The organism is Bacillus sp. z50 (assembly GCF_058313585.1).
Genome location: NZ_JBZFQL010000005.1, coordinates 39,726 through 54,983, shown reverse-complemented (window position 1 = coordinate 54,983; position 15,258 = coordinate 39,726). Strand labels below are relative to the sequence as shown.

Here is a 15,258-nt window from a genome sequence, read left to right as displayed (position 1 = left end):
ATATACCATATGCTTGATAATGTGGTGCATTATCCCTGTGTTTCTTTTTTTGTACAAAAATATGTGAACCTTTTAAGTTAATACTAAAAACAACTTTACAAACGTGATATTGTTCGTTCCTTCACAAACTTTTACATAATGAACCAATTAGTGTTGTATTAGAATGAAAAATAACACTCTTAATTAAATGAGCTATTTAAAAATTTATATATAAGAGTAAAATATATTTAATGATAAAAGGTTAGAAAGAGAACATTTAAGGAAAATAATAGTATAGGTGTTTGAAGGAGGAATGGGAATGAGCTTACAATCAGTTATTATTGAAGCATTACATGTTAAACCGGAAATAAACCCTAAAGAAGAAATCAAAGACAGAGTTGGGTTCCTAAAAAGTTACTTAAAGAAGAGCGGAGCAAAAGGATTTGTTCTAGGAATCAGTGGTGGTCAGGATTCTACATTGGCAGGACGTCTGGCTCAGATGGCTGTGGAAGAACTGCGTGAGGAAGGGGTTGCGGCTAAATTTATTGCTGTCAGACTTCCATATGGAGTACAGCAAGATGAAGATGATGCTCAGCGTGCTCTGCAATTTATTAAACCAGATGAAAGTATTACTTTTAATGTCAAGTCTACTGTCGATGTCATTACAGATCAATACAAAGAAGCAACTAATGAAGCATTAACCGATTTTAATAAAGGGAATGTGAAAGCAAGGCTTCGTATGATTGCGCAATATGCCATTGGTGGACAAAATGGACTTCTGGTAATAGGTACAGACCATGCTGCTGAGGCAGTGACAGGTTTTTATACAAAATATGGAGACGGCGGAGCTGATGTTCTTCCTTTATCGGGTCTCTCTAAGCGCCAGGGCAGAGAATTGCTTAAAGAATTGGGAGCTGAGGAAAGACTTTATATGAAAGAGCCGACTGCCGATTTGCTGGATAATAAACCGCAGCAAGCTGATGAAACAGAGCTTGGCTTAAAATATGATACGATTGACGACTATTTGGAAGGCCGTAAAGTCGATGCTGAAGCTGCATTAAAAATTGAAAAACAATATTTAAAAACAGAACACAAACGTCAAATGCCTGCATCCATTCACGATAATTGGTGGAAATAACTAACCAAAAAGTAAGCCTGTGATTTTCATAATCATGGGCTTATTCTATTGTAAGGTGAAATGAATCGTGATTAAGATAACGATATACTGGTATAATTAATTGGAGAAAAATAAAAAACACGAATTGTTTTAGTTAATTTTCTGAGGGTATAGGATATAATCTATTAATATATTTATTTCAAATATGACAAATGTTCCATTTTGCTATCATATTGTATTGAAGATGAAACTTTACCGAAACCGTTTTGCAATCAAATTTTATTACACTATATAAGTTATAAACTATTCTATTGAACAAATTTGTGTGAGAGAACCAGGGAGGGGTCGTATGATGAATAATGAAAATAACTTGATTGAAAAGTCCTTATATAAAACCTTATTAACAAACGATAATGCGGCGAATCCGTTGCTTATAATAAGTGAAGAATTTTTGGCAGAACAACAAAAGGAATTGCCTGAGCTATCAACGCTTAGATTTGCTCAGGGAGAGCTTTATTTCCATTATAAAGACTATGAGACATCCATTTTTAAATGGGAAAAGGTTAGCAATGACCTGGCGCCTTGGGCTATAAAGAATATGGCGGATGCTTACTTTGCAATGGCTATGTATAAAAACGCTGAAGAGCTATATAAATCTATCGAATCAGACTCGATTATATTGAATACCGAAGTTGGATTGCAATTATTTGCTCTATATACGAAATTGGATAAAACTGAACTGGCTGATAAAACGATTAAAAAGGTAGTTAAGTTGAATCCAGATGACTCTCAAGTAACAGAAATAGCACGTTCATTCTTTGAAGAGCAACGTGATTGGAATAGTGCAGTTGAACTTGCAGTAAATGAATCCATCCGTACGGAGTCATTGCTTTGGTATGATGTTCTGCAGTCCTATATTGATCAGGGTGTAACGAAAAATATGGAACCTGGCTATTTTTACCAAGTATTACATAAGCTCTATTCCATAGATAGCGGTCAATTTGAACAACTTGCAGTATCTCTTTGGAACAGCTATAAGGGCGAACCGGCATATTTGCAATGGGTTCAGGGATTTAATGATTTACTGCAGGATCTGGAACTTGTTCATCCCGAACCATGGTCAGATTTATCTTTCTTATTTAAAGAGGGTTACTTCGAATTAATTAATGGACATAAATTATTAAAAACATTAAAGGGCTTATTACCAAGTTTATTACGTAACTGGATTCGCATAACAGATAGGAAGCATGCTCTTTTAGCTTCTTCTGCTATATTGGCATGGAACGATAATTTTCCTGGTATGATAGGTCAAATAGATATTGATCATGCAGAGAGAGTATTAATGCAGGCTGAAAATAACCGGAATGGCTTGGAGGATAGCGTTCGATTATTTGAGGAAATTGATCAATGGGCAAATCAAAATAATTTATCTGTCAGCGAAAGACAAAAATGGATTATTGATGAATTATTAGATGTAAATGTACAGCATATTATGATTGCCGGAACTAGCGGTAGCGGTAAATCTGCCTTAATTCATTCTATTTTAGGAGAAGAGTTATTTGATAAACCAACTTCATCGGCTATCATGTTTAAAAATGCCGAAGAAGAAAGCATAATGGAAGTGACAGACTCTTCGATTAATCCACTAAATTTAGAGGAACTTGAAGATAAGGTTTCAAACAGAAACTTTGTTGATAACAAGCCAAGTATCATTGAATACCATCTTCCGAGTCAATTCTTGGCCGAAAATCAAATAGCAATCATCGATACTCCCGGATTCAGTATTGCAAATAATAAAATCCAGGAAGTACGCCGTTATTTGAATATGGCAGATGGTCTTTTACTTGTATTAGATGTAAATGATCCATTTACAAACAAAGAACGCGAAATTGTTATGGCCCTTCATGAACAAGTGCCAGATCTGCCAATTCATTTCTTATTAAATAAAATGGATCTTGTTCACAATGATCAGGAGGCTATTCGTATAGTGGATGAAGCTTGGTCCAGAATCAGTCCTTACCTGCCAAATGCTACAATTTTTGCTCATTCTGCTCATTATAGAAGCAATAGGCAGCTTTCAGATTTTGCTGAATTTATTAAAATGAATCTAACAAGCAAATATAAGGAAAGCGCTCGTACTGCTAAGCTGCTTCACTTTGTACGTGAGACTATATCAAGCTTGCTGGACCAACGATTGGAAAGGGAAGAAAGCTTGATTGAATCCATTCATTGGAATGAGGACCTTTTAGCAAAACTAAATGGTGCGAAGAATCAGATGGAGGATTTGGAGAAAGAAAAAGCAGTATTGTTGCGTAAGACGTTTAAACAAAGGAAGGAAGCCATTCGCCTTGATGTGGAGGCGGCGGTACCTAAAATTCTCCGAGCCAGCAAAGATTTAATTACAGAGGACAGTGATTTCCGCAAGATTCATATAGACTTAAATGAGAAAATGAATGTACGGATTCAGGAATACCTGGAGAATACGATTTTGCCTAAGTATTTTTATTCCTTAAAGGATTGGATTACCGAAGCGGAAGTAGAGTTAAAAGAGAGTCAGGCTTATTTAAAAGAAATGGCTGAAGGCTTCAATGCCATTTATCAGGAAGAACGAATGAAAATGGAATGTGATTTCAGAGTGCTGGATGACTGGCGCAGGGATGCAAACCGAATGACGAGCGGTGTACAAATGGAGACCATTAATATACTGCTTCGCCACACACCGCAACAATTATTATTGAAGAGTGCAGGCATGTTATTCGGATCGATTGCGAATAAAAGTGTTATGTACAATAAATATACAACGTTGATTGAAACACAGGATTATACAGAGGTTGCTCAATTGATTGCAGATAAATTCCTGCTGCAATTTGATATGTTTGAAAAATCGATTACTCGAGATGTTTCAATGTTCTTTGCAGATCCGACAGAAGTAATGAATGGTGCAATGTCAGATACGAATGAGAAAATTGCTGAACATAATGGCGTACTTGAGAAGATGCGTTCTCAGCCAGAATTGTATCGTGACCCATTAAAGCTATACGAATTGCGATTACGACAATACGAATGGATTTTAATTGGCCAAAAAGAAGTTCAAACTATTTCAAGGTAAAAAAAGGTGATTCAGGATGGTGGTTAAGCCATCCTGAATCACCTTTTTTATGTGAAGTTTAGGAGCTTTAAGATGTTCGCAGTTTATAGAATTTAATGAAATTTTTAACAATAACCTTTACTACTGAATAAGTAGGTATAGCTATGAGAATTCCTATAAATCCGTATAAGGAACCCGCTACAAGCAGCAATAATATGACCGTCAGCGGGTGGATATCCAGACGTTTTCCCATTACCTGAGGTGTAACGAGATGACCCTCAAGCTGCTGGACAATGACTAATAATATCAGAACTTTAAAGGCTGTAAATGGGCTGATTAATAGACCTGATATAATCGCAGGGATGGTTCCAAGGAACGGTCCAAGGAAAGGTACAACGGTCAGTAACGTTGCAAAAATAGCTAAAATTAATGCGTTCTCAAGCCCAATAATTAGATATCCAATATACATAAGGATGCCATCGACTATTGCAACGATAAATTGACCGACGATATAAGTGGATAAGGTTTTATCAACATCCATTAAAATTCTGTTGCCCTCGTCCTCTACATTAGCAGGGATATGCTTTAATAAAAAGGGTCTGAGTTTATGCCCATCCTTAAGAAAATAAAAAACAATAAAGGGAACAATTAAAAGTACAGTGACTATGCTCGTAACTGTCGAAAATATGGTTACAGCATGATCGGATAATACTTTAGGAAAACTATCCGCATATTCTTTCCCGTATTGAGTGAGCTTGTCTACGGAAAAATAGGTTGAGGCGGCATTCTCATTTATAATTTCCTTTGACTGGGATGTGATTGTTTCTATTCTGTCCGGTATTTTATCGATGAGTTCTTCGCTCTGAGAAACAATGACGGGCCCCAAGAAATGGACAGTAGCATAACCCATTCCGCCGATTACTGCATAAATGAGAAGTATACTGATAGTAATCGGCATATACTTACTCAAAAAATGAACGACCGGCCTCAATATATAATATAAAAGCCCAGCTATTAAAATCGGAAAAAAGATGGTTATAATCAGTTTTTGAAAAGGCCATATAAAGTAATCAATCTTCCCTAATAAATAGATAATGATTAGTATTAAAATAGTGCCGGTTGCATATTTATAAAAAGGTTTATTAAACCACATAGAGCATCCCCCAAATGTATAATCAATGTATTCACAACTATACCCATAATAAGTTTAGTTTTAATCAAATGTCTGGTAAATAGTTGGCACCACATAACCTGAGAAAACAAACAGCGATTATCATAATAATAAAGTGATAACCGCTGTTTAATATTCTAATATATTAATTTGGTGAATTTTTCATCATCGATGATGAAAAATTATTGTTCTTTAATTATAATACCTAATTTAGTAAATGCCTGATTTACGCTGCTTTCTGTTTGGATACATGAAAAATCAATTCCAAGCTGTATGCTTGTTTGTGCCACCTCGGCACGAATTCCTGTCATGATTACCTCTACACCGATTAATTTGAGTGCTTCTATCATTTGAAAAAGGCGGTGTGCTACCAAAGTATCAACGATAAAAACCCCTGATAAATCAATAATTAATTTGGAGATTTGATTGTCTGCACTTTGCTGAAGGGTACTTTCGTTTATAGCTCTGGCTCTGGTGGAATCAATATCACCCACTATCGGCAGTAATCCGATATTTTCAGTCAATTTAATCACAGGAGAACTTAACTCATTGATTAGGTTGGATTGTGAGTGGATTCGCTTTATCAATATGTTTGTATAGTTTTCTGTATAGCTATGTGTAAGTTGATCTATTGTAGAATTAAACTTTTCCTCCCAGAAAAAAATATCTTTAAAGGTAATATCCAAGCTGGTAATATCGATAAATTTTTGGGTGTACTTCCATATAACTCTTCTTAAAAGCCCGGCAGCATTAATAGAATTACTTAGAGGTGTACCGGATTCAAGGCGTACCTCTGCAATAGATAATGTGCGTTCTTTTATTATATAATCTCTCTCTTCTTCTGATTGAAACAAGCTGTTTGCTATTAAAAACAAATATTCTTTAAACTGCTTCTTTAATGCATTAATTGTATGGATAGATCCGTTAAGAGAATAATCTGCTTCAGTACTCTTCGGCATTAGTGAATACCAATCTTCAATTATTTCATCTGAATGAGTAATCAAATAATCATATAAGGCTTTTGATTTAGTTTCCATAATGACCTCTTTTCTTTACCATTCTATATTCAATATTTTGCGTGTATTATGAGAAAAACACAATTAATTAATTACTATTTTTGGAAGAAAAACATGGTTTATTTTAAAGGAATTTGTAGTTTTGACTTTTAGTGTCATAAAATACAAAAAAATCAAAATTAAATTGCGTATTCTTGTAAGCAACCTTATAATGTTATTCATAGACTTTTCTGAATATTTAAAATAGAAAACAAGAGGGGGCGTCATTTTGAAAAAGAAATCATTATTTATGTTTATTATGATAGCTATTATTACTGTCATTGCAGCTTGCGGTTCGAAAGAGGAAGAGAGTGCCGGCGGTGAAGGCGGTACAGATAAGACGTTGAGAGTCGTGACTGATGCGGCATATTCACCATTTGAATTCCAGAAGGAAGGTAAATTGGTTGGTTTTGACGTTGATATTGTGAATGCTGTGGCGAAGGAAGCCGGTTTTAAAGTGAATATTGAACATGTAGGATGGGATCCATTATTTGTCGAGATTAAAAACAAAAGGGCAGCGTTTGGGATGTCAGCGATCTCAATAAATGATGAACGGAAAAAAACATATGATTTCTCTGTTCCATATTTTTTATCAACCAATAAAATTCTTGTCCCGGAAGGCAGCGATATTAAATCTGCACAGGATTTAAAAGGGAAGAAAATTGCTGTTCAGGCTGGTACGACAGGTCAATTTGCGGTTGAAAAGGTAGTAGGCAAAAATAATAAAGACATCAAGAAGTTTGAAACAACTGTACTGGCGATTATGGATATGAAAAAAGGCGGTGCAAAAGCTGTTGTAGCTGATAATGGAGTTGTCGAGGAATACGCAAAAAATAATCCTAAGGATAAGTTTGTGGTAGTTAAAGACCCAAATGCATTTGACAATGAATACTATGGCTTAATGTTTCCGAAGGACAGTAAAGATAGGGCTACCGTGGATAAAGCTTTAAAAGCAATTATAGAAAATGGAACATATACTGAGATCTATAAAAAATGGTTTGGAGTCGATCCAGATCTTGAAACATTAAAAGCTCAGCAATCGAAATAATAAAGGTGTGAGAGGACTGCGTATCACAGGTGTTGCTGTGCTACGCAATCTTTGTCTAAGGGGGAACAGATGTGGATTTCAGGTGGGATATTATTGAAATTTATGCTCCATTGTTAATGAAAGGAACACTATATACAATTGGACTCTCAATAGCTGGTATTTTAATAGGTTCGATTCTTGGGTTATTAATCGGTCTTGGTAGATTGACCAAAAGGAAATGGTTATCTATTCCCCTAAATTGCTATATTGCTTTTTTTCGTGGGACTCCAATATTTGTCCAACTCCTATTAGTTCACTTTGGTGTTGTACCAGCATTGACAGGAGAGACAAATGCCATACTCGCAACTATTCTTGCCCTCTCATTAAATTCAGCTGCATACATAGCTGAGATATTTCGAGGAGGCATTCAGTCGATTGATTCGGGACAAATGGAGGGAGCCAGGTCGCTTGGGATGTCTCATGGACAGGCTATGAGGTACGTTATTTTACCACAAGCATTTAAGCGCATTATTCCGCCTCTGGGTAATGAGTTTATTGTATTGATTAAGGAGTCATCTATAGCCGCTGTTATCGCAGCTCCAGAATTAACGTATTGGGGTAGAGCTATGGCGACTGAATATTATCGGGTGTGGGAGCCTTATTTAACATCCGCTGTGATTTATCTCATCCTTACGCTTTCTCTTAGCTTGTTATTAAATCGATTGGAAAGAAGGATGGAGACAAAATGATAGATGTTAGGAATTTGAAAAAAAACTTTGGATCCAATGAGGTATTAAAAGATATATCTATTAGGATTGAACCTCAGGAAGTTGTAGTAGTGATAGGTCCCTCTGGTTCAGGGAAATCCACCTTTCTTCGTTGTTTAAATTTACTGGAGCAAATAACGGACGGACATGTCATTATAAATGGAGTAGATCTTGCCGATAAAAAAATTGATATTAATAAGGTACGAACCAAAACAGGAATGGTATTTCAACATTTCAATTTGTTTCCTCATAAAACGGTACTGGAAAATCTAATGCTGGCACCTACCAAGGTGAAAAAGGTTCCTGATGAAGAAGCAAAAAAACATTGTTTGGAGCTCCTTCGAAAGGTAGGTCTATTAGATAAGGAAAATGCTTATCCAGATTCATTGTCAGGTGGTCAGAAACAAAGGGTCGCCATTGCACGTGCATTGGCAATGGAGCCGGAAATCATGTTATTCGATGAACCAACTTCAGCACTTGATCCGGAAATGGTTGGAGAGGTCCTTGAGGTTATGAAAGAGCTTGCGCACGAAGGAATGACAATGGTGGTTGTTACACACGAAATGGGATTTGCGCGTGAGGTGGGAGATCGGGTTGTTTTTATGGATGATGGATATATCGTTGAAGAAAATGAACCGACCAGTTTATTTGAAAATCCGCAGCACAATCGAACAAAGCTGTTTTTGAGTAAAGTTTTATAATGAAAAAGGGACTGCAATAGCAGTCCCTGAGTCGTTATACACCTGTACGTTTACGTTGGTTGTTTGGTTTCTTTGTCAGTTGGCTTTGCAATTCTTTTGTTTTTTTGACAGGTCCGTTTACATGGCTGCCGGCTTGATTTGATTGTTGCTTAGAAGCAAGTTTTTGTTTAATCGCTTCTTGAAGACTTACTTTTTTAGACATATTATAATGAACTCCTTAAATGGATTTCCTTTATAATATCCCCAATAAGCCATAACATCAAGATTAGAACTCATCCAACTTTCTACCCTTGGTTAATTTTTCGAATTCTTCCATTGATTCTGGTGTTTCATCTTTATTGCTCACATGGTAAGGGTTTTGACTTTGGTTAAATCCGGGCTGCAGGCTGCCGGTGACAACTCCCATTTTAGTAGCTTTAGAATCATTTATGATGGATTCCTGTCTGCCATCTGGATTTGGTTCTGGGTTAACGTGGATTTGATCACTGTTTCTGGGCAATAGGAACATTCCCTTCTTTTTGTGTATTCATTCTATAAGTTCCCTAAACTTCTTTTATTCATACAATTTTATGGAGTAGTCAAGGTTGTTATTTAATGCCATTAACTGAATAATAACCTCAGATTATTGGCATATTATTGGATAAATATTCAGAAGCGAAAGGCAACCTTCAAAATTAGGTTGCCTTTTGATAAATGATATAGTTCAGTAGGTTTTTTAATACTTTATCGTTATAATATTTATATTAGGTTAGATAATGTTTCGGTTGGAGTTGTAGATGAATGGGAATAACTGATAGCTATGTATGGCAATTTTTAATAGCAATCAATTTGATATTTGCTATTACTATAACCTTTTTAGAAAGGCGTAATGTCAGCGCTTCATGGGCGTGGTTAATGGTTTTGAGCTTTTTTCCAATTGGAGGCTTTATTCTGTATATTGTTCTAGGGCAGAATTTAAGTAAAAGGAAAATATTCACATGGGATAAACGGGGCTATGATTACTTAGAGCAGCGTATCGCTGAACAAAAAGAGCACATGAAAAATATGGAAGAACCATTTAATACTTCTATTACACAGAGGTATAAGGATTTAATTTTAATGAATATGAAAACAGACCATGCTGTATATACCAATGATAATGAAGTTGAAATTTTCACAGATGGCAAGGAAAAATTCAATGCCTTATTTCAGGATATTGCTAGTGCCAAAAAACATATTCATGTTTTATATTACATTATCCAAAACGATACATATGGAAACAGGCTTCTGGATGCGTTGATTGAAAAGGCTAAAGAAGGTGTAGAGATACGGCTGATTTATGACGACGCCGGTTCCAGGAGAATCTCTAAAAAGCGAATAAAGAAATTAAGAGAAGCTGGCGGAAATGCAGAAGCGTTCTTTCCTGGGAAATTACCGCTTATTAATCTCAGAATCAACTTCCGAAACCATCGGAAGCTTGTCATCATTGACAGGAAAGTAGGATATCTTGGTGGATTCAATGTAGGTGAAGAGTATTTAGGACTTGATCCGAAGTTTGGTTATTGGAGAGATACCCATTTACGGATCATCGGAGACGCTGTGAATGATTTACAGTCTCGTTTTATGCTCGATTGGGCTCAGGCTTCAGGAGATAAAATGGAATGGACGGAAGATTACTTTAAATATAGCAAGCAACACAACGAAAAAGGGGTTGGGCTTCAAATTGTTACCTCTGGGCCTGATTCTGAGAGGGAACAAATTAAAAAAAGCTATATACGTATGATTTTGGATGCAAAAGAGTATATATATCTGCAGACGCCTTATTTTATACCGGATGACAGTTTGTTGGACGCCATCAGGATTGCATCCATGTCAGGGGTGGACGTCAGAGTAATGATACCAAATAAACCAGATCATTTATTTGTTTATTGGGCCACTTATTCATACGTTGGAGAATTATTAAAGGCTGGTGCAAAGGTGTTTTTATATGAGAATGGGTTCTTGCATGCGAAAACTATGGTGATAGATGATCGATTGGCAACTGTTGGAACAGCCAATATAGATGTACGCAGTTTTCGATTGAATTTTGAAGTGAATGCAATTATATATCATGCAGACACAGCTGTTCGCCTAAGGGATACATTTGCAGATGATTTAAAACAGAGCCATGAACTTACATCAGAAATTTATAATAATCGTTCCCTTTTAATTCGGTTTAAAGAGTCTTTATCCAGATTATTGTCTCCAGTTTTATGAATAGAAGTAAATATGTACTGTTTTTAAAGACACTAGGGCGAGTTAGTGTCTTTTTGTTATGGTAATGCAGTATAATATTGGTATGTTTTTTAAAACATTCTAATCATACTCCTTATTAATAGATAGTAGAGAGTTTGGAATAGGGGGAGGGGTACACACATGACATTTAAGCAAAAAAATTTAGTGGGTTTTGGCTCAATACTAGTGATTATAATTATATTGATGGTCATAATTGACGGTAGATTGAGCAGCTCTAGAGAAGATTTACTTGAAATAGTGGATGATCGCTACCAAAAGGTTAGTTATATTAATGATATTCAAAGAAATTTTGCGGAATCGGAGCGTACTCTTAATTTATTGGGACAGGATTCGCGTACTCCAAGTAAAGAAGAATTGAGCGCAGCCTCTGAAACAATAGATCAAAATCATATATATATCGAAGACCGTTTTAGAAAATTAGAAAGCATTGCTAATACGGAAAAAGGCGAGGCCTTGTTGGCGGAGTTCCGTGCATCATATGAGAACTATACAAAGCTAGAAACACAATTAATCACTGATATGCAAAAAGGGGTATCAAACTATGATGTCGTAAGGGCAGAAAAAGATAAAGCAAGTGATAATGTACTTGCTGTCATTGCAAACTTCGTTGATTTTCAAGAAAACCTTATGGATGACGCACTGGTGCGTGCCGACGGTAAATATGAACAAATGCAGACGATTATTATCAGTTCTCTAATTGTTACAATTGTTCTAACGTTATTTTTGGCTTATTGGGTAATCATGACCTCTTCGCGGGAATTAAATAGAATTACAAAGGTGATCACTAATGTCGACCTAAGTGATACCACGACTATGCCGAGGATTGAAGTAAAAGTAGAGGATGAAATTGGCCGAATTGCATCTGCTTTTAATAGGATGTCAGCTTCATTGGAGACATTTAGTAGAAACGAAAAAGAATATACTCGGGAAATTGAGAATCAAAGCTGGGTGCAAACACAAGTTGCCGAAGTTGCGGAGATGTATCAGGGTATCTTTAAAGTTGGACAGCTTGCAGATGAATTCATTAATAAAATTACTCCAATCATGGGAGCAGAACTGGGTGCTTTTTATTTAAAAAGTGAAACTGAGGATGACCATTTTTATAAGGCTGCCTCTTATGGTGACGGAGGACGTGATGGATTTAGTTTTGGAGAAGGCGTAATCGGCCAGGCGGTTGCTAATAAAGAAGTTGTATTACTTGATGATGTTCCGGGAGATTATAAACTTATTACAACAGGGCTTGGAGAAATTAAACCGAAATCTATTGTCATTGCTCCAGTATTATACGAGAATAAAGTTATTGCTGTTTTGGAATTTGCAAGTATTAAAGGCTTTACTGATTTAGAATTAAAAACGATTAATCATATGCTTGATAATCTTGGTATGGCTATTAAGAGTGTACTGAGCCGGATGGAAGTGGAACAATTACTAAATGAATCACAGGCGATGACAGAAGAATTACAGGTTCAGGCAGAAGAATTACAAACACAATCTGAAGAACTTCAGATGCAATCAGAAGAATTACGTATGATTAATGAACAATTAGAAGAACGCAATCAGGAAGCAGAGCAGAAATCGAGGGAACTTGAGATTTCTAAAGAGGAGCTTGAGGTTAAAAATGAACAGCTCCTTCAAAGTTCAAAATACAAATCTGAGTTTCTTGCGAATATGTCTCATGAATTGAGAACGCCTCTGAATAGTATTTTAATATTATCTGAAATGCTGGTCGATAAAGAGCCTGGTGAATATACAGAGGATGAAAGAGAATTTGCAAAAGTGATCCATACATCAGGTAATGATTTAATGGCACTCATTAATGATATTTTGGATTTATCTAAAATTGAGGCTGGTAAGCTGGAAGTCTTCTTTAATGAAACCAATGTTTGTGAGGTTATTGAGAGCTTAGAACGAGTCTTTTCTCCTCAGGCAGAACAAAAAGGTCTGGAACTGGTTATTGGAAAAGAAGATGACCTGCCTTCCATTTTTTATACGGATGAACAAAGAATGCAACAAATACTAAAGAATTTATTATCCAACGCTGTGAAGTTTACGGAAAAAGGTTCGGTTACTATGAAGATGGAAAAAGTGAGAAATACTCGAGAGAAAGAACTTCTTGATGGTATTACGGAAACCGACTTCTGGATGAAAATTGTTGTAACCGATACAGGTCCTGGTATTGCAGATGATAAACAACAAATTATTTTTGAGGCCTTCCAGCAAGCAGATGGAGCAACAGCCCGTAAGTATGGCGGAACTGGATTAGGATTATCGATTTGCCGAGAATTTACAAAGTTACTTGGCGGATATGTAACTCTAGAAAGTGAAGAGGGCAAGGGAAGTACATTTACTGTGTACTTGCCGAATCTGCCGGATGGAATGACTAATAAGAACAGTAAAGTGAACGATGACATTATTCATTTGCCAATTGCAAATGATGTAATGGAGCAAATTGCTGTTCAAAAAGAAGTAATAGATCCTGAGGAAGAAGAATTATTAATTTTGGATGTCTTTAATGGGAAAAAGGTATTAATCACGGATGATGACCATCGTAATATATTTGCTCTACAAAAAGCCCTGGAAAGTAAAGGTGTTCAAATCATTGTTGCCCAAAATGGAATCGAATGTCTTGAAATCATTAAGGAGCAAGATGATTTAGATATGATTCTTATGGACATTATGATGCCTGAACTCGACGGTTATGATACGATGAGACATATACGTGCAAATCCTGAATTTACATCGATTCCTATCATTGCATTAACAGCTAAAGCAATGAAGGGAGATCGAGAAAAATGTTTGGAAGCTGGTGCAACAGACTATATCAGCAAACCAATCAATTTAGAACAGCTATATTCAGTGATGTCTGTTTGGTTAACGAAATAGGAAGAAGGGAGCTGCATAGTGTTGGGTTATCCATCATCTATAGAAGAACGCGAGAATTTAGAAATTGATTTATTGCTAGAGGCAATCTACCGGATGACAGGGTACGATTTCCGTGGTTATATGCGTTCATCAATTGCTCGCCGCATAAAAAATCGACTGAATAAGGATCACCTGACAACTGTTTCCGAGCTTCTAGTACGAGTGATTCATGAAGAAGGGTATGTAAATAATCTTCTGAGTGACTTTTCGATTAATGTTACAGACATGTTTAGAGATCCAGATTTCTTTTATGCTTTTCGCAAGAAGATTGTTCCTAGATTGAAGGACCTCCCAGAAATACGGATATGGCATGCGGGATGTTCGACCGGTGAGGAAGTATATTCGATGGCAATCCTGTTGGAAGAAGAGGGATTGGCTGATAAAACAAAGATTTATGCGACGGATATGAATGAAAAAGTTATTGAAAAAGCTCGCCAAGGGGCATTTCCCCTAAAAAGAATGCAATCTTATACGAAGAATTATTTGCAGGCTGGCGGATTGGATGCTTTTTCTAAATATTATAAGACCGATATGCAATATGCATATTTTCGTCCATCCCTATCAAGAAATATAGTTTTTGCCCAGCATAATTTAGTGACGGATGGATCATTTAATGAATTCCATGTGATTATTTGCAGAAATGTCATCATATACTTCACATTGGAATTGCAGGCGAAAGTATTCCAACTATTTGATGAAAGTTTAAGTCCTGGCGGCTTTTTGGGGCTTGGTAACAAAGAATCCCTAAAGATCATGGAGTTGGCTGATACGTATATGGAACTAGATATTAATCAGCGGCTTTATAGGAAAAAATTATATTCATAATAGGATTTATAAAAGGAAAAGGAGATCTTCAAACTGTTCTGACACAGGTTTTTTAGTGTCAGTCGGGTTTAAGGTCCCCTTTTTATCTATATAGCAGCATATAAAAATCCTTTTATTTTGACAGCCGTGATCTTCTGCTATTGCCTTTAGTTCGATAAGAAACTTTTCCAAACGGTTTTTTCCACCGTAAAGTATTCTTCGTGGGAGCATACAGCTAATATACATTTATCATTATGGTAAAACATAAAGTCTTCTGGTAGCTCAGGACCAATCCAATCAAAAAGGGAATTACAACGTTCTTTCAAAAATTGTCTTGTAGCATTATTCATTTT

Annotated in this window: 12 protein-coding genes; 8 read left to right on the top strand and 4 right to left on the bottom strand. The window is 36.2% G+C overall.

Going from position 1 to position 15,258, the window contains the following annotated elements:
- Positions 1-298 precede the first annotated feature (298 nt).
- The gene (gene nadE, locus AC4G3N_RS14480) at positions 299-1,117 is read left to right on the top strand and encodes an NAD(+) synthase (RefSeq protein ID WP_066108014.1); all 819 of its coding nucleotides are present in this window, start codon (positions 299-301) and stop codon (positions 1,115-1,117) included.
- Positions 1,118-1,445: 328 nt separating this feature from the next.
- A complete protein-coding gene (locus tag AC4G3N_RS14475; RefSeq protein WP_139892676.1) occupies positions 1,446-4,205 on the top strand; it encodes a GTP-binding protein in 2,760 nt (919 codons plus the stop codon).
- 67 nt (positions 4,206-4,272) lie between these two features.
- On the opposite strand, the gene AC4G3N_RS14470 is transcribed toward AC4G3N_RS14475, so the two are convergent.
- Positions 4,273-5,337: an AI-2E family transporter gene (locus tag AC4G3N_RS14470; RefSeq protein WP_066108011.1), complete on the bottom strand. Its 1,065-nt coding sequence runs from the start codon at positions 5,335-5,337 to the stop codon at positions 4,273-4,275.
- A 200-nt stretch (positions 5,338-5,537) separates the two neighbouring features.
- Positions 5,538-6,392 (bottom strand): STAS domain-containing protein, encoded by an 855-nt coding sequence (locus tag AC4G3N_RS14465; RefSeq protein WP_066108008.1) that lies wholly within the window; start codon positions 6,390-6,392, stop codon positions 5,538-5,540.
- A 247-nt stretch (positions 6,393-6,639) separates the two neighbouring features.
- On the opposite strand from AC4G3N_RS14465, the gene AC4G3N_RS14460 reads away from it, so the two are divergent.
- From AC4G3N_RS14460 to AC4G3N_RS14450, 3 genes are all read left to right on the top strand, one after another.
- Positions 6,640-7,458, top strand: a complete 819-nt coding sequence (locus tag AC4G3N_RS14460) for a basic amino acid ABC transporter substrate-binding protein (protein ID WP_066108005.1) — start codon at positions 6,640-6,642, stop codon at positions 7,456-7,458.
- 71 nt (positions 7,459-7,529) lie between these two features.
- Entirely contained in the window at positions 7,530-8,186 is a 657-nt protein-coding gene (locus tag AC4G3N_RS14455; RefSeq protein ID WP_066108002.1) for an amino acid ABC transporter permease, read from the top strand.
- Positions 8,183-8,905 (top strand): amino acid ABC transporter ATP-binding protein, encoded by a 723-nt coding sequence (locus AC4G3N_RS14450; RefSeq protein WP_148631073.1) that lies wholly within the window; start codon positions 8,183-8,185, stop codon positions 8,903-8,905. Before AC4G3N_RS14455 ends, AC4G3N_RS14450 begins: the two co-directional genes overlap by 4 nt.
- Positions 8,906-8,939: 34 nt before the next feature.
- Here AC4G3N_RS14450 and AC4G3N_RS14445 read toward each other — a convergent pair whose 3' ends face one another.
- Together AC4G3N_RS14445 and AC4G3N_RS14440 are read right to left on the bottom strand one after the other, a co-directional pair.
- Positions 8,940-9,107, bottom strand: coding sequence for a hypothetical protein (locus AC4G3N_RS14445; RefSeq protein ID WP_175354307.1), 168 nt, complete (start codon positions 9,105-9,107; stop codon positions 8,940-8,942).
- Positions 9,108-9,170: 63 nt separating this feature from the next.
- A complete protein-coding gene (locus tag AC4G3N_RS14440) occupies positions 9,171-9,404 on the bottom strand; it encodes a hypothetical protein (RefSeq protein WP_066107998.1) in 234 nt (77 codons plus the stop codon).
- Positions 9,405-9,685: 281 nt separating this feature from the next.
- Here AC4G3N_RS14440 and cls point away from each other — a divergent pair, with 281 nt between their 5' ends.
- The 3 genes from cls to AC4G3N_RS14425 all read left to right on the top strand — a co-directional run bounded on the left by cls (position 9,686) and on the right by AC4G3N_RS14425 (position 14,926).
- Entirely contained in the window at positions 9,686-11,140 is a 1,455-nt protein-coding gene (gene cls / locus AC4G3N_RS14435) for a cardiolipin synthase (RefSeq protein ID WP_066107992.1), read from the top strand.
- Between the two features lie 159 nt (positions 11,141-11,299).
- A complete protein-coding gene (locus AC4G3N_RS14430; RefSeq protein ID WP_148631071.1) occupies positions 11,300-14,062 on the top strand; it encodes an ATP-binding protein in 2,763 nt (920 codons plus the stop codon).
- Positions 14,063-14,083: 21 nt separating this feature from the next.
- A complete protein-coding gene (locus AC4G3N_RS14425; RefSeq protein WP_257469175.1) occupies positions 14,084-14,926 on the top strand; it encodes a CheR family methyltransferase in 843 nt (280 codons plus the stop codon).
- Positions 14,927-15,258 lie beyond the last annotated feature (332 nt).

What these genes read in the sequence shown, in the direction of transcription:
- nadE (WP_066108014.1), top strand. Translation starts at nt 299, where the DNA reads ATGAGCTTACAATCAGTTATTATTGAAGCATTACATGTTAAACCGGAA.
- AC4G3N_RS14475 (WP_139892676.1), top strand. Translation starts at nt 1,446, where the DNA reads ATGATGAATAATGAAAATAACTTGATTGAAAAGTCCTTATATAAAACC.
- AC4G3N_RS14470 (WP_066108011.1), bottom strand. Translation starts at nt 5,337, where the DNA reads ATGTGGTTTAATAAACCTTTTTATAAATATGCAACCGGCACTATTTTA.
- AC4G3N_RS14465 (WP_066108008.1), bottom strand. Translation starts at nt 6,392, where the DNA reads ATGGAAACTAAATCAAAAGCCTTATATGATTATTTGATTACTCATTCA.
- AC4G3N_RS14450 (WP_148631073.1), top strand. Translation starts at nt 8,183, where the DNA reads ATGATAGATGTTAGGAATTTGAAAAAAAACTTTGGATCCAATGAGGTA.
- AC4G3N_RS14445 (WP_175354307.1), bottom strand. Translation starts at nt 9,107, where the DNA reads ATGTCTAAAAAAGTAAGTCTTCAAGAAGCGATTAAACAAAAACTTGCT.
- cls (WP_066107992.1), top strand. Translation starts at nt 9,686, where the DNA reads ATGGGAATAACTGATAGCTATGTATGGCAATTTTTAATAGCAATCAAT.
- AC4G3N_RS14430 (WP_148631071.1), top strand. Translation starts at nt 11,300, where the DNA reads ATGACATTTAAGCAAAAAAATTTAGTGGGTTTTGGCTCAATACTAGTG.